The organism is Kosakonia sp. MUSA4 (assembly GCF_013085925.1).
Taxonomy (GTDB): domain Bacteria; phylum Pseudomonadota; class Gammaproteobacteria; order Enterobacterales; family Enterobacteriaceae; genus Kosakonia; species Kosakonia sacchari_B.
On record NZ_CP025697.1, the window covers coordinates 5,130,694 to 5,149,860 of the forward strand.

18 protein-coding genes are annotated in these 19,167 nt (G+C 59.8%); 11 read left to right on the top strand and 7 right to left on the bottom strand.

Annotated elements, in window-relative coordinates; all coding sequences use genetic code 11:
- The first annotated feature begins 72 nt into the window (after positions 1–72).
- Genes nikA through nikR form a run of 6 tightly spaced genes read left to right on the top strand, consistent with a single transcriptional unit; the run spans position 73 to position 5,344 of the window.
- Positions 73–1,641, top strand: coding sequence for a nickel ABC transporter substrate-binding protein (nikA, locus tag C0557_RS24470; protein ID WP_208661908.1), 1,569 nt, complete (start codon positions 73–75; stop codon positions 1,639–1,641).
- Entirely contained in the window at positions 1,638–2,579 is a 942-nt protein-coding gene (nikB, locus tag C0557_RS24475; protein WP_208661911.1) for a nickel ABC transporter permease subunit NikB, read from the top strand. Before nikA ends, nikB begins: the two co-directional genes overlap by 4 nt.
- Positions 2,579–3,412, top strand: a complete 834-nt coding sequence (gene nikC / locus C0557_RS24480) for a nickel ABC transporter permease subunit NikC (RefSeq protein WP_208661914.1) — start codon at positions 2,579–2,581, stop codon at positions 3,410–3,412. Before nikB ends, nikC begins: the two co-directional genes overlap by 1 nt.
- Positions 3,412–4,176 carry a nickel import ATP-binding protein NikD gene (nikD, locus tag C0557_RS24485; RefSeq protein ID WP_208661929.1) on the top strand — a complete coding sequence of 255 codons (765 nt, stop codon included), beginning with the start codon at positions 3,412–3,414 and terminating at the stop codon, positions 4,174–4,176. Before nikC ends, nikD begins: the two co-directional genes overlap by 1 nt.
- The gene (gene nikE / locus C0557_RS24490; RefSeq protein WP_208661931.1) at positions 4,173–4,958 is read left to right on the top strand and encodes a nickel import ATP-binding protein NikE; all 786 of its coding nucleotides are present in this window, start codon (positions 4,173–4,175) and stop codon (positions 4,956–4,958) included. Before nikD ends, nikE begins: the two co-directional genes overlap by 4 nt.
- Positions 4,946–5,344: a nickel-responsive transcriptional regulator NikR gene (gene nikR / locus C0557_RS24495; protein WP_090125920.1), complete on the top strand. Its 399-nt coding sequence runs from the start codon at positions 4,946–4,948 to the stop codon at positions 5,342–5,344. Before nikE ends, nikR begins: the two co-directional genes overlap by 13 nt.
- On the opposite strand, the gene C0557_RS24500 is transcribed toward nikR, so the two are convergent.
- Positions 5,345–6,436, bottom strand: coding sequence for an iron-containing alcohol dehydrogenase family protein (locus C0557_RS24500; RefSeq protein ID WP_208661933.1), 1,092 nt, complete (start codon positions 6,434–6,436; stop codon positions 5,345–5,347).
- Between the two features lie 226 nt (positions 6,437–6,662).
- Between C0557_RS24500 and purB the strand changes: the two genes are divergently transcribed.
- The 4 genes from purB to C0557_RS24520 are packed head-to-tail and all read left to right on the top strand — an operon-like array spanning position 6,663 to position 11,030.
- Complete coding sequence (gene purB, locus C0557_RS24505; protein ID WP_208661937.1) at positions 6,663–8,030, top strand: adenylosuccinate lyase; 1,368 nt, start codon at positions 6,663–6,665, stop codon at positions 8,028–8,030.
- Positions 8,027–8,554 (top strand): GNAT family N-acetyltransferase, encoded by a 528-nt coding sequence (locus tag C0557_RS24510; RefSeq protein ID WP_208661940.1) that lies wholly within the window; start codon positions 8,027–8,029, stop codon positions 8,552–8,554. Before purB ends, C0557_RS24510 begins: the two co-directional genes overlap by 4 nt.
- Before the next feature lie 11 nt (positions 8,555–8,565).
- Positions 8,566–9,711 (top strand): amidohydrolase, encoded by a 1,146-nt coding sequence (locus C0557_RS24515; RefSeq protein ID WP_208661942.1) that lies wholly within the window; start codon positions 8,566–8,568, stop codon positions 9,709–9,711.
- Complete coding sequence (locus tag C0557_RS24520) at positions 9,708–11,030, top strand: MmgE/PrpD family protein (RefSeq protein ID WP_208661948.1); 1,323 nt, start codon at positions 9,708–9,710, stop codon at positions 11,028–11,030. Before C0557_RS24515 ends, C0557_RS24520 begins: the two co-directional genes overlap by 4 nt.
- On the opposite strand, the gene C0557_RS24525 is transcribed toward C0557_RS24520, so the two are convergent.
- From C0557_RS24525 to C0557_RS24540, 4 genes are read right to left on the bottom strand one after another with little or no spacing between them, the layout of a single operon-like run.
- Positions 11,027–13,303: a molybdopterin-dependent oxidoreductase gene (locus C0557_RS24525; protein ID WP_208661953.1), complete on the bottom strand. Its 2,277-nt coding sequence runs from the start codon at positions 13,301–13,303 to the stop codon at positions 11,027–11,029. The genes C0557_RS24520 and C0557_RS24525 overlap by 4 nt on opposite strands.
- 2 nt (positions 13,304–13,305) lie before the next feature.
- Positions 13,306–14,067, bottom strand: coding sequence for an amino acid ABC transporter ATP-binding protein (locus C0557_RS24530; protein WP_007369637.1), 762 nt, complete (start codon positions 14,065–14,067; stop codon positions 13,306–13,308).
- Positions 14,060–14,986 carry an amino acid ABC transporter permease gene (locus tag C0557_RS24535; RefSeq protein ID WP_208661955.1) on the bottom strand — a complete coding sequence of 309 codons (927 nt, stop codon included), beginning with the start codon at positions 14,984–14,986 and terminating at the stop codon, positions 14,060–14,062. The genes C0557_RS24530 and C0557_RS24535 overlap by 8 nt, the downstream gene beginning before the upstream one ends.
- Positions 14,986–15,879, bottom strand: a complete 894-nt coding sequence (locus tag C0557_RS24540) for an ABC transporter substrate-binding protein (RefSeq protein ID WP_035886702.1) — start codon at positions 15,877–15,879, stop codon at positions 14,986–14,988. Before C0557_RS24540 ends, C0557_RS24535 begins: the two co-directional genes overlap by 1 nt.
- A gap of 220 nt (positions 15,880–16,099) precedes the next feature.
- On the opposite strand from C0557_RS24540, the gene C0557_RS24545 reads away from it, so the two are divergent.
- Positions 16,100–16,894, top strand: coding sequence for an SDR family NAD(P)-dependent oxidoreductase (locus C0557_RS24545; protein WP_208661957.1), 795 nt, complete (start codon positions 16,100–16,102; stop codon positions 16,892–16,894).
- Between the two features lie 35 nt (positions 16,895–16,929).
- On the opposite strand, the gene C0557_RS24550 is transcribed toward C0557_RS24545, so the two are convergent.
- Together C0557_RS24550 and C0557_RS24555 are read right to left on the bottom strand one after the other, a co-directional pair.
- On the bottom strand, positions 16,930–17,928 hold the full coding sequence (locus C0557_RS24550; protein ID WP_074776075.1) for a bifunctional helix-turn-helix transcriptional regulator/GNAT family N-acetyltransferase: 999 nt from the start codon (positions 17,926–17,928) through the stop codon (positions 16,930–16,932).
- A gap of 99 nt (positions 17,929–18,027) precedes the next feature.
- Positions 18,028–19,005 carry an AEC family transporter gene (locus tag C0557_RS24555; protein WP_208661959.1) on the bottom strand — a complete coding sequence of 326 codons (978 nt, stop codon included), beginning with the start codon at positions 19,003–19,005 and terminating at the stop codon, positions 18,028–18,030.
- Positions 19,006–19,167: the final 162 nt, after the last annotated feature.

The following is a 19,167-nucleotide window of genomic DNA, read 5'->3' on the forward strand; positions in this document are numbered from 1 at the left end:
CAGGCCATTAGTATGATGAATAAATAAAATCGTCATACCTTCTCGCCACCGACTTTCGTCAGGGAATTCAACGTGTCCTTCTTTCGCCACGCCGCCGCGCTGCTGTTATGCGTCTCTTTTGCCGCCTGGGCGGCACTACCCACATTAACCACCGCCTGGCCGGTGAATGTCGGCCCGCTCAACCCGCACCTTTACACGCCGAACCAGATGTTCGCCCAGAGCATGGTGTATGAACCGCTGGTAAAATATCAGGCTGACGGCAGCGTAAAACCCTGGCTGGCCACGCACTGGACGCACTCGGAGGATGGCAAAACCTGGGTGTTTACCCTGCGCGACGGTGTGCTGTTCTCCAACGGCGAGCCGTTTAACGCCCAGGCCGCCGCAGAGAACTTCCACGCGGTGCTGGAGAACCGCCAGCGCCATGCCTGGCTGGAGCTGGTAAACCAGATAACCGATGTCAAAGCCCTGAGCACCAGCCAGTTACAAATCACCCTGAAAAGCGCCTACTATCCGTTTCTGCAAGAACTCTCCCTGCCCCGCCCGTTTCGCTTTATCGCCCCGTCGCAGTTTAAAAACCAGCAAACCATGAACGGCATTATCGCGCCGATCGGCACCGGGCCGTGGGTATTGCAGGAATCCCGGCTCAATCAATACGATGTCATGGTGCGTAACGAACGTTACTGGGGGGAAAAACCGGCAATCGGCAAAGTCGTTATCAAAGTGATCCCCGACGCAACCAGCCGCGCGGTGGCTTTCGAAACCGGTGATATTGACCTGCTTTACGGCAACGAAGGGCTGCTGACGCTGGATACCTTCGCCCGCTTCAGCCACAACCCAGCCTGGCGCACGCAGCTTTCCGCACCGGTAGAAACGGTGATGCTGGCACTTAACTCCACGCGCGCGCCAACTAACGAGCAGGCGGTACGCGAAGCGCTGAACTACGCAGTGGATAAAAAAACGCTGATTGATGGCGCGCTCTACGGCACGCAGCAGGTCGCCGACACCCTGTTTGCGCCAACGGTGCCTTACGCCAATGTTGGACTCAAACCCCGCAGCTGCTCGCCGGATCGGGCGCGGACATTGCTGGAAAACGCTGGCTGGACGCTGCCCGCCGGGAAAACTATCCGCGAAAAAGCAGGTCAGCCGCTGCATATCGAGCTGGCGTTTATCGGCACCGACGCGCTGAGCAAATCGATGGCGGAAATTATCCAGGCCGATCTGCGCCAGGTGGGCGTCGAAGTGGCGCTGGTGGGTGAGGAGGAGAGCAGCATTTACGCCCGCCAGCGCGATGGCCGTTTCGGTATGATTTTCAACCGGAGCTGGGGCGCGCCGTACGATCCGCACGCCTTTATGAGCTCCATGCGCGTACCGTCCCATGCTGATTACCAGGCGCAGCGCGGCCTGGCGGATAAAGCCATCATCGACCACGAAATCGGCGAGGTGCTGACCACCCGCGATGAACACGCGCGCCAGGCGTTGTACCGCGATATTCTCACTCGTCTGCACAACGACGCGGTTTATCTGCCAATCAGCTATGTATCGACGATGGTGGTGGCAAAACCAGAACTGGGCGTGATTCCGTTCGCGCCGATTGCTTCTGAGATCCCCTTCGATCAGATTTCGCCGGAGGCGGCGCAATGAGCCGCTACTTACTCCGTCGTCTGCTTATCCTGATCCCGATGATCCTCGCCGCATCGGTGGTGATTTTCCTGCTGCTGCGCCTCGGTACGGGCGATCCGGCAATGGACTATTTACGCCTTTCCAGCCTGCCGCCAACGCCGGAGATGATTGCCGCCACGCGCGCGCAGCTTGGTCTTGATCAACCGCTGGCCGCGCAATATCTCCACTGGCTGTGGCGCGCGCTGCACCTCGACTTTGGCATCTCCTACGCCACCCAGCGCCCGGTGCTGGACGATGTGCTGCACTTTCTGCCCGCCACATTACAACTGGCGGGCGCGGCGCTGGCGCTGATTTTGCTCATCTCGGTGCCGCTCGGCATCTGGGCGGCACGCCATCGCGACGGCTTGCCGGACTTTATCGTGCGCGCGATTGCCTTTCTCGGCGTGTCGATGCCCAACTTCTGGCTCGCTTTTTTGCTGGTGATGTTCTTCTCGGTGCACCTGCAATGGCTGCCTGCACTGGGTTACGGCGGCTGGCAGCACCTGATTTTGCCTGCGGTGTCGATAGCGCTGATGTCGCTTTCGATCAACGCCCGTCTGCTGCGCGCCAGCATGCTGGAAGCGGCGGGCCAGCGCCATGTCACCTGGGCGCGGCTGCGTGGCTTAAACGAAAAGCAGACCGAGCGCGGGCATATCTTGCGTAACGCCGGGCTGCCGGTGATCACCGCGCTGGGCATGCATATTGGCGAGCTGATTGGCGGCACGATGATCATCGAAAACATCTTCGCCTGGCCCGGTATTGGCCGCTATGCGGTGTCGGCGATTTTTAACCGCGACTACCCGGTGATCCAGTGCTTCACGCTGGTAATGGTGGTGGTGTTTGTGCTGTGCAACCTGGTGGTGGATCTGCTGAGCGCCGCGCTGGATCCCCGCATTCGCCATCATGAAGGAGCGCACTGATGCACTTTTTTCTTACCGCGCGCGGGTCGGTACGGGGCGCGATGCTGATCCTGCTCCTGCTGCTGGTGATTGCGCTGACCTGTCAGTGGTGGGTGCCGTTCGATCCGCAGGCGATTGACCTGCCTTCGCGCTTGCTGCCGCCCGACAGCCAGCACTGGCTCGGCACTGACCACCTCGGGCGCGATATTTTCTCCCGGTTGTTGGCCGCCACCCGCGTGTCGCTCGGCGCGGTGATGATTTGCCTGCTGCTGGTGCTGACGTTGGGCCTTGCTGCAGGCGGCTGTGCCGGGCTGCTGGGTGGACGCGTCGATCAGGCGATTATGCGCGTGGCGGATATTTTCATGACCTTTCCCACGTCGATCCTGTCGTTTTTTATGGTCGGCGTGCTCGGCACCGGGCTGACCAATGTGATCATCGCCATCGCCCTCTCCCACTGGGCATGGTATGCGCGCATGGTGCGCAGCCTGGCGATCTCCCTGCGCAGCCGGGAGTATGTACTGGCGGCGCGCTTAAGCGGCGCGGGTTATCTGCCGCTGTTTCGCGACCATCTCGCGGGCGCGGTGGTGCCCTCGTTACTGGTGCTGGCGACGCTGGATATCGGTCATATGATGCTGCACGTGGCAGGCATGTCGTTTCTCGGGCTTGGCGTGACCGCGCCTACGCCGGAATGGGGCGTGATGATCAACGATGCGCGGCAATTTATCTGGACGCAGCCCCTGCAAATGCTGTGGCCGGGGCTGGCACTGTTTATCAGCGTGATGGCGTTTAATCTGCTGGGCGACGCCCTGCGCGACCACCTCGATCCTCATCTGGTTACGGAGCACGCACACTGATGCCTGGACAACTGTCTCTGGAGAGTCTCACCCTGCATGCCGAAAGGCCGCTGGTGCAGGAGGTTTCGCTGACGCTGCAACGCGGGCGCGTGCTGGCGCTGGTTGGCGGCAGCGGCAGCGGGAAATCGCTGACCTGCGCGGCAGCGCTCGGCGTGTTACCTGCTGGCGTGCGGCAGGTAAGCGGCCAATTGCGGCTGGATGCGCAGCCCGTCAGCCCGCAGGCCCTGCGCGGCATTACCGTCGCCACGGTGATGCAAAACCCGCGCAGCGCCTTTAACCCACTGCGCACGATGGCCGCGCACGCGCGGGAAACCTGCCATGCACTTGGCAAACCCGCCGATGACGCGACGTTAATTGCCGCGCTGCGCAGCGTCGGGCTTGAAGCGCCGCAGCGCGTGCTGGGCTGTTATCCCTTTGAGATGAGCGGCGGCATGTTGCAACGCATGATGATTGTCATGGCGCTGCTCAGCGATGCGCCGTTTATCATCGCCGACGAACCCACCACCGATCTCGATGCCGTAGCGCAGGCGCACATCCTCGATCTGCTCGATAAAATCGTACAACAACGCCAGCCAGGCATGCTGCTGGTGACGCACGATATGGGCGTGGTCGCCCGTCTGGCCGATGATGTCGCGGTGATGGATAACGGGCAAATTATCGAACGCGGCCCGGTGACAGCGCTGTTTACCGCGCCGCAGCATCCGGTGACCCGGCAGTTAGTGGCGGCGCATCTGGCGCTGTACGGCATGGAGCTGGCGCAATGAATATTCTTGAGGTTAAGGGTTTATCTCATCACTACCGGCAACAGCCAGTGCTGCAACATCTCTCCCTGCAACTTAAGCGCGGTGAAACCGTGGCGCTACTCGGGCGCAGCGGATGCGGTAAAAGCACGCTGGCGCGGCTGCTGGTCGGGCTGGAAGCGCCGCACGCAGGCGAAATTTTCTGGCAGGGCGCGCCGCTTTCCCGGCTGAATGCCCGCACACGTAAAGCGTTTCGCCGCGATATTCAGATGGTGTTTCAGGACCCGCTCAGCGCGGTGAATCCGCGCCAGACGGTGCATGAGATCCTGCGCGAGCCGCTGCGCCATTTGCTGGCGCTTAACAGAGCGGAGCAGCAGGCGCGTATCGCGCAGTTACTGGAAGATGTCGAGCTGGACGAGGCGTTGCAGCATAAGCGCCCGCCGCAGCTGAGCGGCGGCCAGCTTCAGCGCGTCTGCCTGGCGCGAGCGCTGGCGGTAGAGCCTGGGTTATTGATCCTCGACGAAGCGGTCTCCAGCCTTGATGGCGTGCTGCAAGCCGGGATGATTAATCTGCTGAAGCGCCTGCAACAGCGTACCGGCCAGGCGTGCCTGTTTATCACTCACGACCTGCGGCTGGTCGAACGTTTTTGCCAGCGGGTGATGGTAATGGAAAACGGCAGCATTGTTGAAACCGTGGAGGTCTCCGCGCCGCTGCGCTTTACCTCTACCGCAGGCCAGGCATTACAGCAGGCGGTGCTACCCGCCTTCCCTTCCCCACGACAAAGAAGAGCGCCATGCAACGCGTAACCATTACCCTTGACGATGATCTGCTGGAAACGCTGGATAACCTGAGCGAACAGCGCGGCTACAACAACCGCTCGGAAGCGCTGCGCGATATTCTGCGCAGCGCGCTGACGCAGGAATCGACACAGAACAGCGAGCAGCAGGGCTATGCCGTGCTCTCCTATGTTTACGAGCATGAAAAGCGCGATCTGGCGAGCCGCCTTGTCGCCACGCAGCATCACCATCACGAGCTTTCTGTCGCCACACTGCATGTGCATATCAGCCACGACGACTGTCTGGAGATCGCCGTGCTGAAAGGCAAAATGGGCGATGTGCAGCATTTCGCCGACGATGTGATTGCCCAGCGCGGCGTGCGCCACGGCCATTTGCAGTGCCTGACAGAAAAATAGCTACACCGCGTAACGCGGGGTGAAAAACTGCTCCGTCTGGCGCAGCGCGCGCTCAATACGCGCCGGATCGAGGGAAAACGGCAGGTGATCGGCCGCTACCTTCGGGAAGCTGATACTGCGCGCTACCGCCTGGATCACCGCCAGGCGGATCTCTTTTAACGGCGCCAGCGTCAGCGGCGCATCATACTGGCGCAGCAGCGCCAGCAGCGTGGCATCCGGCGTGTCGCTGTCATTCTCCAGAAACGACTGTACCAGCAGGCTGTAACCGACGCGTTCGCCGTGCAGCCAGTCGCGCAGCGCCGGTTCATAGGTCAGACGGTTATGAATCGCATGCGCCACGCCGGGCGTGGGAATTTCACCACGAATACTGTTGGCCATTCCGGCAACGGCAATATTGGCGTCAATAACGCTGATAAGCGCATCGCTGACAAGGTGCGCCTGATTATCCCGCAACGCCTGCTGACCGTGTTTTTCATAAATGTCCACCGCCAGCCGCGCGGTCTGTACTTTTAATTGCAGCGATAAGTTATCCGGCGTGTGCTGTAAATAGGGGCGGAATTCATACCATTTCGCTAACGCATCAACAATGCCCGCTTTTAAATAACGCACATCGCTTTGCGCAATAATCTCGCTGTCCACCAGCACCAGCCGCGGCAATGTTTTTAATGGCTGGCTGCGTAACTGCCCGCCCTCTTCGGTGTAAAACACCGACAGCGGCGACCAGGCCGCGCAGGTTGAAGCCACTGTCGGAATAGTGATCGATGCGCCGCCGTCAAGGGCATCCGCCACCGCTTTGGCGGTATCCAGCACGCGCCCGCCGCCGACGCCAACGATATACTGCACACCCAGTTTGCGCGCCCGTTTAACGTAGTGCGCTACCCGTTCATCGGTACAGTAACCGGTCATGATCTCCGTCTGCCACGCGACGCCGCTGCTGCGCAAACTGTTTTCCAGCGCCGGATTCACCCGCGCCCAGGCCTGCGCGCTGGTAATAATTAAAATATTCTGCGTCAGCGGCGCAATATATTCCCCTGCGTCATGACGAATACCTGCGTGATGAAACCAGGTGTGCGGCGTTTTTATTGCAAGCATGAGATTGTCCATATTGAGAGGGATTAACAGCCGTTATTCCCTCATGCTACAAAAATAAAAACAAAAAACAATCTTTGCTATTTCCTGTATTTTCATATCGATAGAACAATATTAGCTATAGCGACAAATACCTTGCCGCCGATATATTCATCCGTGAAGATGCTGAGCAGAAAATAAATTTAACCACGCTTCTTTTTTCATTTTTCACCGACAGGTAACAGCGACTATGTCATCGCATCCCATCGATTTTCTGATTATCGGCAATAACTTCGCCACGCCGGAAATGCGCGCCATCTGGTCGGAGGAAAACCGTCTTCGCCAGCAGGCCGCCGTGGAAGTGGCGCTGGCCCGCGCTCAGGGCGAACTGGGCGTCATTCCTGCGCAGGCGGCGCAGGAGATCGCCGAGCGCGCGCAACCGCAGGCGCTGCAACTGAGCGATATCGCCACGCTTGCCGCGCAAATGAAACACTCGTTTATGCCGACCCTGACGGCGCTGCAACAGCAGATTGGCCCGGCGGGCGAGTATCTGCACTACGGCGCGACGACGCAGGATATTGTCGATACCGGCACGATCCTGCAACTGCGCTATGCGCTGGCCATTATTCGCCGCGATACGGTGGGTGTGGCGCGCGCGCTGCGTCAGCTTGCTGAACGGCATCAGCGTACGCTGATGGTCGGGCGCACCCACGGCATGCAGGCGTTGCCCACCACGTTCGGTTTTAAGGTCGCCGTCTGGCTGGATGAATTTCTGCGTCACCTGACGCGCATCGATGAAATCAGCCCGCGCGTGCTGACCGGCAATATCAACGGCGCGATCGGCACTAATGCGGCGCTGGGCGATAAAGGGCCGGAAGTGGAACGCCGCGCGCTGGCGCTGTTGGGGCTGGCAAGCCCGAATATCGGCTGGCAATCGGCGCGCGATCGGCTGAGTGAATTCGCCTCGCTGGCGGTACTGATCAGCGGATCGCTCGGCAAGATTGGCAATGAACTCTATAACCTGATGCGCACCGAGATTGGCGAAGTTGAAGAGCCGTTCAGCGCCGGGAAAATCGGCTCCACCACCATGCCGCATAAACGCAATCCGGCGGCGATTGAAGGTCTGGCAAGCCTCACCGCGCCGGTGCGCCACAGCGCCGGGCTGATTTTTGAATCGATGCACGTTGAGCACGAACGCGACGCCATGAGCTGGCGGGCCGAGTGGCTGGCGCTGCCGGAAATCTGCCTCTACCTTTCGGCGCAACTGCAAAATGCGCAGGGCATTCTCAGCGGCCTGACGGTCAACGAAGCGAAAATGCGCGCCAACCTGGATATTCAGGCCGGGCTGCTGCTTTCTGAACGCGTGATGTTTGAAGCGGGCAAAACCCTCGGCAAACAGACGGCGCATCACTTGGTTTACACCTGTGCGATGACCGCTTTTGAGACAGGTCGCGACTTTAAAAGCGTGCTGGCGGAGCAGCCGGAAATCGCGGCGGTAATCAGCGGAGCCGATCTCGATGCGTGGCTTGATCCGGCGCGTTACCTCGGCAGCGCGGTGGAAAAAGTGAATGACGTTCTGCGCGCCGCCGACCGCTCCGCATTACTGGAGCCGCAATGAGCGAACATTACCGCCAGCTTACCGCTGCCGACAGCGAGATCTATCTGGCGTTGATGCTGGAAGCCTACGCGCAGGTGAAGGAGCTGGGGATCCATTTCGATGCCGCCACTACCAGCAAGGCGCAGGTGACGCAACACCTGCAACAGCACGGCGTCTGGGGGCTGTTTGTCGATGACGATCTGGCCGCCTCGATCACCCTGCGCTACCCGTGGGGACCGCTGCCAGGGCCATTTGGTTTGCCGCATATTGGCTGGTTTGGCGCGCACCCGCGCTATCGTGGCGAGCAGCGCGGGCGGCAAATCTACGACTGGGTGGAGACGCACATTCTGCGCGAGCAGCTTCGCGCCCCGGCGGTATCGCTGGGCACCGCCATCAGCCATCCGTGGCTGCTCCCGTTTTATCAGCAGTATGGTTTTGAGCCTTCCCATGAAGCGGATCTGGGCAAAGGCCATATCACATTGTTTATGAAGAAAATCCTTGATGAAGCCGCCCACAGCGCGTGGCTGGCACGTCAATCTCCCTGATGAGTAACCCTATGACTGATATCGCTGCATTATCCGGCTGGCTGACCGACTTTCGCCATGAATTACACCGTTTCCCTGAACTCTCAAACCAGGAGTTCGCCACCACCGCCCGCCTGCGCGCCGCGCTGGAACAACACCAGATTCGTATTCTGCCGCTGGATTTAGCCACCGGGCTGGTCGTTGAACTGGGCGGCCAGCAGCCTGGCCCGCTGGTGGTGCTGCGTGCCGACATCGACGCGCTGCCGATTGACGAAAAATCCGGCGTGCCGTTCAGCTCTGAGCATCCCGGCGTGATGCATGCCTGCGGCCACGACTTCCACAGCGCCAGCGCGCTCGGCGCAGCCATTCTGTTAAAAGCGCAGGAAGCCGAACTTCCGGGCCGGGTGCGCATTCTGTTCCAACCGGCGGAAGAGACGGGTCAGGGTGCGCCAGCGGTGATTGCCGCAGGCGCGCTGGACGGCGCAACGGCGATTTTTGGTATTCACAACGATCCGGCGCTGCCGGTCGGAGTGATGGGCAGCAAAGCCGGGGCGCTGACCGCCGGAGTTGACCGTTTCCGCATTGATATTACCGGCACCGGCAGCCACGCCGCGCGGCCGCACGAAGGCAACGATCCGGTGGTGATTGCCGGGCAGCTTATCGCCACGCTGCAAACGTTAATCAGCCGCAATGTTCCCTCAGATGAAAATGCCGTATTGTCGATTACCCAGGTTCACAGCGGCAGCACCTGGAACGTGATCCCAGACAGCGCCTGGCTGGAAGGTACTGTGCGTACCTTTAGCCAGACAGTGCGCGAGCAAATCGAGCAGCGCCTGCGCGATGTGATCTCCGGGCTTGGCACGGCGTTTAACGCGCAAATCGCCCTCGACTGGCAGCCCGGTCCGCCGTCGGTGGTCAACAGTGAAACGTGGGTTGATCTGGCGCTGGAAACCGGACGGCAGAGCGGTTTTGACGCCCGGCGCATTGCCGCCAACCCGATTGGCGAAGATTTCGCGTTTTACCAGCAGCATCTGCCCGGCGCGTTCATCATGATCGGTTCCGGCGGCCCTTATGCCCTGCACCATCCGCAATTCCGCGTTGATGACGCCGCGCTGTTTCCGACGTCACAATGGCTGGCAAACCTGGCCGTGCAGGCGCTAAAAAAGGCAGCCGCATGAGTGAACTGACCCAGACCGTTGCGCGGCTGATTGTTGACGCGCAACCTGACGATAACGCGCGGGAGCAGGCACGACGCGGCGTGCTCGATTTCTTTGCCGTCGCGCTACCACTGGTGAACGGCACGTTGCCCGACACCACGCTGCTGGCGTTGCGCAAAATTTGGCCGGGGCAGGATGCCCAGTCACGCGCATTGCGTCTGGGCTACAGCGGGCATGCGCTGGACTTTGATGATTTTCACCCGGATTTTCGCGGCCACGTCGGGACGGTTATCCTCCCGGCGCTGCTGGCGCTGTCGGCGGAAAACGATATAACGGAGGGGCCGCGTTTTCTCGATGCGTTTGTGCTGGGAGTCGAGATGGCGGGCCGCCTCGGGCTGGCGGTGGGCAGCGGCCATTATGTGCAGGGGTTTCACAATACCGGCACGCTGGGCGCGCTGGCTGCAGCCGCCGCCTGCGCACGGCTGATTAACGCCAGCGCAGAACAGACGGCGAATATCCTCGCCATTGCCACCAGCCAGGCCGCCGGGCTGCGCGTGCAGTTCGGCGCTGATATTAAACCGCTGCACGCCGGGCTGTCCGCCAGAGCGGCGGTGACCGCCGTGCAGTTGACACAGCATGGCGTGGAAGCGAAAACCGACGGCGCGCTGGCAGGTTTTCTCGCCGCCTATAGCCCGGCGACGGCCGATCCGGCAAAACTGACCGCAGGCTGGGGGGCGCCCTGGCGCATTATCACGCCGGGGCTGGAATTCAAACCCTGGCCGACCTGTAGCGGCACCCACGGCGCGGCGCTGGCCGCGCTGGATCTGCGCGCACAGTGGCTGGCGGCGGGGTTTTCCGTCGAACAGTTATTTGCTGAGGTGGAGCAGATTGCGGTGGCCTTTCCGCCCGGCGGCGATGTGGCGGCGTTTATTCGCATGCCCGCGAACGGTGTTGAAGCCCGTTTCAGCCTGGAATATGTGGTTGCCGAATGCCTGCTGGAAAAGGATTTGCCACTCGGCAGCTTCGCGCCCGATGCGGTGAAAGCCCGCACCGCCGAACTGGCGGCTCGCATCATCCGCACGCCGGATAACAGCGCTCCGCCCGATGCCCTTAACCCGTCAGCGCGTTTTCATCGCCTGATTTTAACCACCCGCTCCGGCACGCAGTTTACCGCGCACGCCACGCGCCAGCAGTTACTGGCGCAGGGGGTGGATTTAACGGAGAAGCTGCGCCGCTGCCTGCCGCAGGTGGATGATGCCACCCGCGAATACTGGCTTGCGCTAACGCGGCTGGAAAACGCGCAGGCATTATCGGCATTACAGGCGTTGTTGCTGGTTTAGAGCGGCGCAAAGGCCTGCACTTCGCCGACATCACCGGTGAAGAGGGAAACCTGCACCACGGTGATCTGCCCGCTGCAACCCTGGCCTAATGATGAGGTGCCGATATCGCGCGTTAACACGTTGGGGTTGCCGTGGCGGCACAGTGGGCGCTGCGCCAGCGGGTCGACGGGATCGTACCAGGCGCCGGTCGGAAGCTGGACGACGCCGGGCATAATATCGTCGGCAATCCGTACCGCTGCCAGTACCGCTCCGCGCGTGTTATGCAGCATCACAATCGCGCCCTCATCAATACCGCGCGCGGCGGCGTCTATCGGGTGCATCGTACACACCTCTTTACCCTGCTTTTTGTGCTGCGCGCTGTGTCGCCCGTAATCAAGCTGGCTGTGCAGGCGGGTGGCGGGTTGATTGGCGATCAGCCACAGTGGATGCTGCGCGTCGGGCTGCTCGTCCGGCGTCAGCCACACCGGAAGACCGGGGCAATCCGGGTAATTAAAACTGGCGATGGTCACCGAGTAGATCTGGATTTTCCCGTCCGGCGTCGGCAGCGGATGCGTATCAGGATCGGCGCGAAAGCGGCGCATCAGCCGCCCGCCGTCGTCCACCTGCGGCAGTTGCAATATGCCTTCCCGCCAGAAATCATCAAACGCGGGCGTGGAGACCCCTTCCTGCGCCAGTTTCCCCTGCATCTGGCCGTACAAATGTTGTAACCACTCGCGCACCGTCCGGCCTTCGGTAAACGCCTCTTCACGCCCCAGGCGGGCGGCAATATCGCGGAAAATGGCAAAGTCATCCCGTGCGTGTCCCCACGGCTGCGCCACCGGATGCATGGCGAACAGATAGCGATCGGTCGGCGCGCCGCCGATATCTTCACGCTCCAGCGTCATGGTGGCGGGCAAAATCAGATCCGCATGGCGGGCCGTGGCCGTCAGGCTGTGCTCATGCACGATTAAGGTATCAAGCTGGCAAAACGCATGGCGCAGCCGCGCCAGATCCTGATGGTGATGGAACGGATTACCACCCGCCCACCACGCCAATTTGATGTGTGGATAACGGCGACGCACGCCGTTGAAATCGAACGGCTCGCCGGGGTTGAGCAGCATATCGGCAATGCGCGCCACAGGAATAAGATCCTCCACGCCGTTGACGCCCTGCGGCAGCGCCGGGAAAGAGACGCGGTTAAATGCTTTACCGTAATGCCCCAGCGCCCCGAGCGCATAGGCGTATCCGCCGCCGGGCAGACCCGGTTGCCCCAGGGCAGCGGCCAGCACCAGGCCGAGCCAGACCGGCTGCTCGCCGTATTGCGCCCGTTGCAGGGAGTGGGCGACCGTCACCAACACCCGTTTACCGTGCAGACGCCGCGCCAGCGCGACAATCTTTTGCGCCGGTACGCCGCAAATGGCTTCTGCCCACGCAGCATCGCGCACGGTGCCATCCTGTTCGCCGGATAACGACGCCACCAGCGTCGGCCAGCCGGTACAGTAGCGGGCAAGAAATGCTTCATCGCTCAGCCCTTCGCGCCACAACGTGTGGAGCAGCGCGAGGATCAAGGCGGCGTCGGTGCCCGGACGCACCGGCAGCCACTCACCGGCGGCTTCCTGCGGTAAATCGCTGCGCAGCGGGCTGACGGAGATAAACGCCGCGCCACGCGCAGCGGCCTGCCGCATATAGCCGCGCTCGGTATGTTCACTCATTCCACCGCTGGCGACCTGCGAGTTTTTCAGCGCCAGCCCGCCGAACGCCAGCACAATATCGCTGTGTTCGGCGATCTCGCGCCAGCTTACGCCGCGCCGGGCGATCTCATCCTGCGGAGCAACAATGTGCGGCAGAATGACGCAGGCAGCGGCGGAACTGTACGACCACACCGAGCGCACATAACCGCCGATAGTGGTGTTGAGAAAGCGATGAAGCTGGCTTTGCGCGTGGTGAAAACGCCCGGCGCTCGACCAGCCGTAAGAGCCGCCGAACACCGCCTGCGGGCCAAAATTATCCGCTACGCGTTTCAGTTCATTGGCCGCCAGCTCCAGCGCCTGCTCCCAGCTAATGGCGATGTACTCATCCGCGCCGCGACGCGCATCCGGGCCGGGGCCGTTCTCCAGCCAGCCTTTACGTACCATCGGCTGCGTGACACGCGCCGGGTGGCGCAGAGTATCTGCAAGGTTTTCCAGCAGCGGGCTGGGATCGGGATCGCCGGGAAACGGCATAATCTGCAGTTCATCGCCAGTATCGGAGGCGGTGAATGCGCCCCAGTGCGAGCTGTGGGTAACAGAAGCCATAATTACAACACCGTAGAGAGGAAATGGCTGACGCGGGCGTTGGCGTTATTCTCCAGCAACTGGCGCGCCGGGCCGGAGGCGATGATTTTGCCGGCTTCCATAAAGACGATGTTGTCGGCCACTTCGCGGGCAAAACCGATTTCGTGGGTGACGATGACCATAGTGATACCGGAGTGCGCCAGCGCTTTGATCACCTGCAACACTTCGCCCACCAGTTCCGGATCCAGCGCCGATGTCGGTTCATCAAACAGCATCACTTCCGGGTCCATCGCCAGCGCTCTGGCAATCGCCACGCGCTGCTGCTGACCGCCGGAAAGCTGTTGCGGCCAGTCGTTTTCCCGCCCCGCCAACCCTACCTGCTGCAACAACAAGCGCGCTTTCGCCACCGCCTGCGCGCGCGGCTGTTTCTTCACGCGGATCGGCGCATCGATGATGTTTTGCAGCACCGTGCGATGCGGGAACAGATTAAATTGCTGGAACACCATGCCAATACGGCTGCGCTGGCGGGCGATTTTACTGTCGCTGACTTCAAACAGCGCCTGGCCTTTTTGTTCATAGCCAACCAGCTCTCCGCCAATACGAATGGTGCCCGCATCGAGTTTTTCCAGATGATTAATGCAGCGCAGCAGCGTGGATTTCCCGGAACCCGACGGGCCGAGGATCACGGTAACCGAACCGGCATCGACATCCAGATCGACACTATCGACCACCGTCTGCCCGGAGAAGCGTTTGGTAATGTTGCGTAATTCGATGGCTTCAGCCATTGCTCACTCTCCTGGCATTCAACAGATAAACCGGCAGCTTACGGGCAAACCAGACTTTTGCTTCCACGCGCTTCACGCCGCGCGAGAAGTAGCGCTCGACATAAAACTGCCCGACCGACAACACCGAGGTGAGCAGCAGATACCAGGCCGTTGCCACCAGCAGCAGCGGGATCACTTCATAGGTGCGCTGGTAGATGATTTGCGCCGAGTAAAGCACGTCCTGCAAGGAGATCACCGACACCACCGCCGTGGTTTTGAGCTGACCAATCACTTCATTACCGGCAGGCGGCAGAATCGCGCGCATCGCCTGCGGCAGCACGGTATGGCGGAAAATCTGCCCGCGCGAATAGCCGAGCGCCCGCGCAGCTTCCAGCTGGCCGTTGCCGACGCTCTGAATTCCGGCGCGAATAATCTCCGCCGCATAGGCCGACTGGTGCATCACCAGCGCAATGACCGCCGCGCTGAACGGGCTTATCAGCGCGTTCGCCGGGGAACTGTAGAGTTCGCCAATCCCTGGCAAGGTTACTGAAATCGTTGGATAGAGCGCCGCAATGTTGTACCAGAGGAACAGTTGCACCAGCATCGGCACACCACGGAAAAACCATGTATAGGCCCAGCTAACAGCGACCAGCACCGGATTCGACGAAAGGCGCATCAGCGCCAGCACAGTGCCACCAGCAAAGCCGAGCACCACTGAAATGGCGGTCAGTTGCAACGTCATTAGTACGCCGCTGAGGATGGACTCTTCGGTGAAGCTTTGCGCCACCACGCCCCACTCAAAACGCGGGTTGTTGAAAACAGAGTGCAGCAGCCCTGCCAGCAGCAGCAAAACGAACAGGGCGCTGAACCAGCGCCCGTAGTAGCGTTTTCCGATGATGCGCAGTTCATCCTGTGATGGTGAAGCGGTGGTGTGCGCCATTAGAAAATCTCTTCGTTACGTTTGGACTCTTTTACCGCGCCAAAACCGATCGACCAGTGGTCGAGGATCTTCTGGTAAGAACCATCTTTGATCAGGGAGTTGAGCGCGGCCTGAACGGCCTCTTCCAGCCCGGAACCTTTCGGGAAGGCGATAGAAACCGGTGCATCGTTAACGCTGATTTGCCCGCTCATGGTCAGCGGTTTCACTTTGCTGACCTGCCAGGTCAGGCCTTCATAAGGGCCAAAGAACATCGGCACGCGGCCGCTAACCACCGCCTGCACCCCTGCCGGGCGATCCGGGAAGACGGCGACTTTAATCGGCGGTTTACCCTGCGCTTCACAGGCTTTGCTGCCTTCGTTCAGGCGGTTGATTTGCGTGGTGCCAGCCCCGGCGCCAATCTCTTTGCCACACACCTGGGTAAGCTCAGTGAAGGCAGGAATATTGGCATCCTGGCGGGAAATAATGCCTAAGCGCGAGGCGTCGTAATAACTGACAAAATCAACCTGCTCAAGGCGTTTTTGCGTGGCGTTAATATTGGCGAGCGCCACATCGTAGCGGCCCGATTTCAGCCCCGGAATAATATTGTCGAAACCGCCGGTATCGTGCCATTGCACTTTCACGCCGAGACGTTCGGCAACGGCGGTCATAATATCGATTTCACGCCCGGCCAGCGTTTTATTATCTTCCTGATAAAACGTGGTTGGCGGCGTATTTGGATTGGTGCCGGCAATAATATAACCACGCTTTGCAATATCGGCGGGTAATTTCGCGTTTAATGTTTTGTCCGCCTGAATCGTGAATGTTGGATGCGCGGGTACACTCTCTTCCGCCGCATTGGCCTGCTGCACGCCGCTTATTGCGAGGAGAAGAGAAAATATGCCGTATTTATTCATCTGTTTGTCGGTCCCCTGAAATGAGCAAAAAAAACAATATATTTTGTGCAATCCATTCTGGTAGAGCGCTGAAAACGAGGGAACGAATAAAACCGGAAAAGCAATGCCAGGAATGGCATAAGCCAGCCTTCACGCGCAATGGCGCAACAATTGACAACGGTTCTGCGGCGCAGGTGCTAGCCTTAGTTATTTGTAAAATCCAACTGGCAAGGAGCGGACGATGAAGATTGAGCTGCACGATAAAGTCGCGCTGGTCACCGCCTCAACGGGCGGGATCGGCTTTGCAATTGCGAAAGGTCTGGCCCAGAGCGGTGCGGAAGTGATCCTGAACGGACGCAGCGAAGGGTCGGTCAATAAGGCGAAAGAGGCGCTGACGAAGCAGGTGCCGGGCGCGCGTCTGCGCACGGCGATTGCCGATCTCGGCTCGGCGCAGGGCGTGGAAACCCTGCTGAAAGCGGCGGCGCAGGCCGATATTCTGGTCAACAACGCCGGGATTTACGGCCCGCAGGATTTTTACGCTACCGACGATGAAACCTGGGAAAAATACTGGCAGACCAACGTGATGTCCGGCGTGCGCCTTTCCCGCGCGCTGCTGCCGGGCATGGTGAAAAAAGGCTGGGGCCGCGTGGTGTTTATCTCTTCGGAATCGGCGCTGAATATTCCGGCGGATATGATTCATTACGGCGTGACGAAAACTGCACAGCTCTCGCTGGCGCGCGGGCTGGCAAAATTCGTCGCCGGTAGCGGTGTGACGGTTAACAGCGTGCTGCCGGGGCCGACGATGTCGGATGGTTTTGCCGATATGATGAAAGACGAGATCGAGAAAACCGGTAAATCGCTGGAAACGCTGGCGAAAGAGTTTGTGATGGCGCACCGCTCAAGTTCGGTGATCCAGCGCGCGGCCACCGTCGAAGAGGTGGCGAACATGGTGGTTTACGTCTGCTCCAAACAGGCTTCGGCCACTTCCGGCGCGGCGCTGCGCGTCGATGGCGGCGTAGTAGACGATATTGTCTGAGCCAGTGGCTGCCCTCAACCCGGGTAGCCACTGTTTCAACTAAGCGTTTTCACCAGCACTTCGAACAGCAGACCGGGCCGGGTCGGAATGCCAAACCGGGTATCATCCACCGGAAACGGCTCGGTTTCTCCGGTGCGGCGATAACCGCGACGCAGATACCAGGCGAGCAACGATTCCCGCACCTGCAACACCGTCATAAGGATACGTTTCCCGCCGCGCGCCCGACACCATTGCTCCGCCGCTTCCAGCAGCCGTCGACCATACTGCGCATTCTGCTGCGACGGCGAAATCGCCAGCGATCCGAGATACCACACGCCATCCTGCTGCGGCTCTACCCAGACGCAGCCATCAATGCCGCTGGCGGTTTTCCAGACCAATAAAGTCGCCTGCGGTTTGCTCGCCAGCTCTTCACGTAGCGTTTGCTCGCTAATGCGATCGCCATCCAGCAAACCCGCTTCGGTTGTCCAGCCTGCTTCCTCGCCGCCGCTGCGATAAGCGCGGTTCAGTAATGTGACGACATCAGCGATTTCGTCTTCCAGCACGGGGCGAACATCGAGTTTGGTGTAACGCGCGCCGCGAACCGGCAACGGGCGCTCGGCAAGGCGTTTTTCAAGCTGCGCGATCTGCTCGATAAAGTTGCCCGAAAGGCCTGCCGTCAGCTCCTGAACCACTTTGCCCAGCAGCGGCCATGCCATCTCTTCGCCCCGCACAATGGCGTTTGTGCCCTCGTCCGTTAAGCGAATAAACGATTTTCGCCGATCCTCACCGTCACTCTGGCGGGTGACTAACCCAGCGCGGATCAGGCGGTTGATACTGCTGGTCATCGCAGGCTGGCTAACCCGCGAACAGCGAGCCAGCTCGCCAATCGTTAAACCGGGCTGCCGATAGAGCGCCAGCAAAACCGGGTACAGCCCGGCCGGTACATGGATGCCGGTATTTTGTACCAATACACTGGCTTCCGCCTGCAACTGCTCGGCCAGCCGTTTCAAGCGGCTGCCGAGAAAAGCGTAAGGCATATCAGAGAGAATATCCATTAGTCACCTGCAGAAATATATAACATCTTATATAGATCATTATATATACATACATACGATAAATGAATGCAACTCCTGAAGGCGAAAAAGAGAGAATCTTCAGGGCCAGTTGGGGTAGAAATGCGCCATCAAAATCATAAAAAGCGGCGTCGTTATGGTAGAGAACAGCGTGGAAAGCAACATGCTGGTTGCCGTCGCGCCCTGCAATACCTGGAACTTTTGCGCCATCAGATAGACATTGATCCCCACCGCCATTGAGCCTAACAGCACCACCACCTGGCTTTCCTGACGCGGCAAATGCAGCAGATACGCTATCGCCCAAATCAGCCCCGGCATCAGGATCAACTTCAACAGGCAGATAGCGCCGCTTTCGCGCAGCCCTTTGCGGATTTGATAGCGCGAGAGGCTCATGCCGAGGGTGATCAGCGTCAGCGGCGCGGCTACCTGCGCCACCATGCTGATCGGGCTGTCGAGGAAGGCGGGCACCGGGCGATGCAGCAGAAAACTCCAGGCAAAACCGGTGAAAATGCCGATGATAATCGGGTTACGCAATACGCTGAGCAGCGTTTTGCCAATTCCGCGCAGCGAGAAGCTACCGTTCTGCGCCCACTCCACCGACACGGTAACCAGCGTCCACAGGATCAAGCTGTTAAACACCAAAACCAGCGCCACCGAGGCGAGGCTCGCCGGGCCAAGCAGGATCACCGCGACCGGAATGCCGAGCATCACGTTGTTAGAGAATATGCCCGCGAGGCCAAACACCGAGGCGGAAACCGAATCCAGGCGGAATACGCCTTTCGCCAGAATCCGCCCGATAACGTAGATCACAAAGCAGGTGCCGAAATAAGCAATCAGTAGCCGCACGTCCACCGCCGGGCTTTCGTAGAATTTACTCATTACTTTGAATAGCATGCAGGGGATCGCCACGTTAAAGCAGAAGCGGTTTAACCCCTCGTTGACCGATTCCGGCCAGCCAGCAAAGCGCCCCAGCGAGTATCCCAACGCAATCAGTAAAAAGAGCGGCGCAGAGAGCAGTAGTTGCTGCACAAGCTGGCCGAAAAATTCAGCTGTATCCATCCCTTACCCTGTTGATATTGATAAAAGTGATTTTCTCTTTGTTTTCCGCAGTATAGGGGATGGTTTTGTGTACGTCTGCTTGTCTGGCGCCCGTTTTGTGATAAATGGCTTGCGCAGTAAAAAAGACTGCATCTTTTCCAGAGATATCAAAGCACAGGCCGC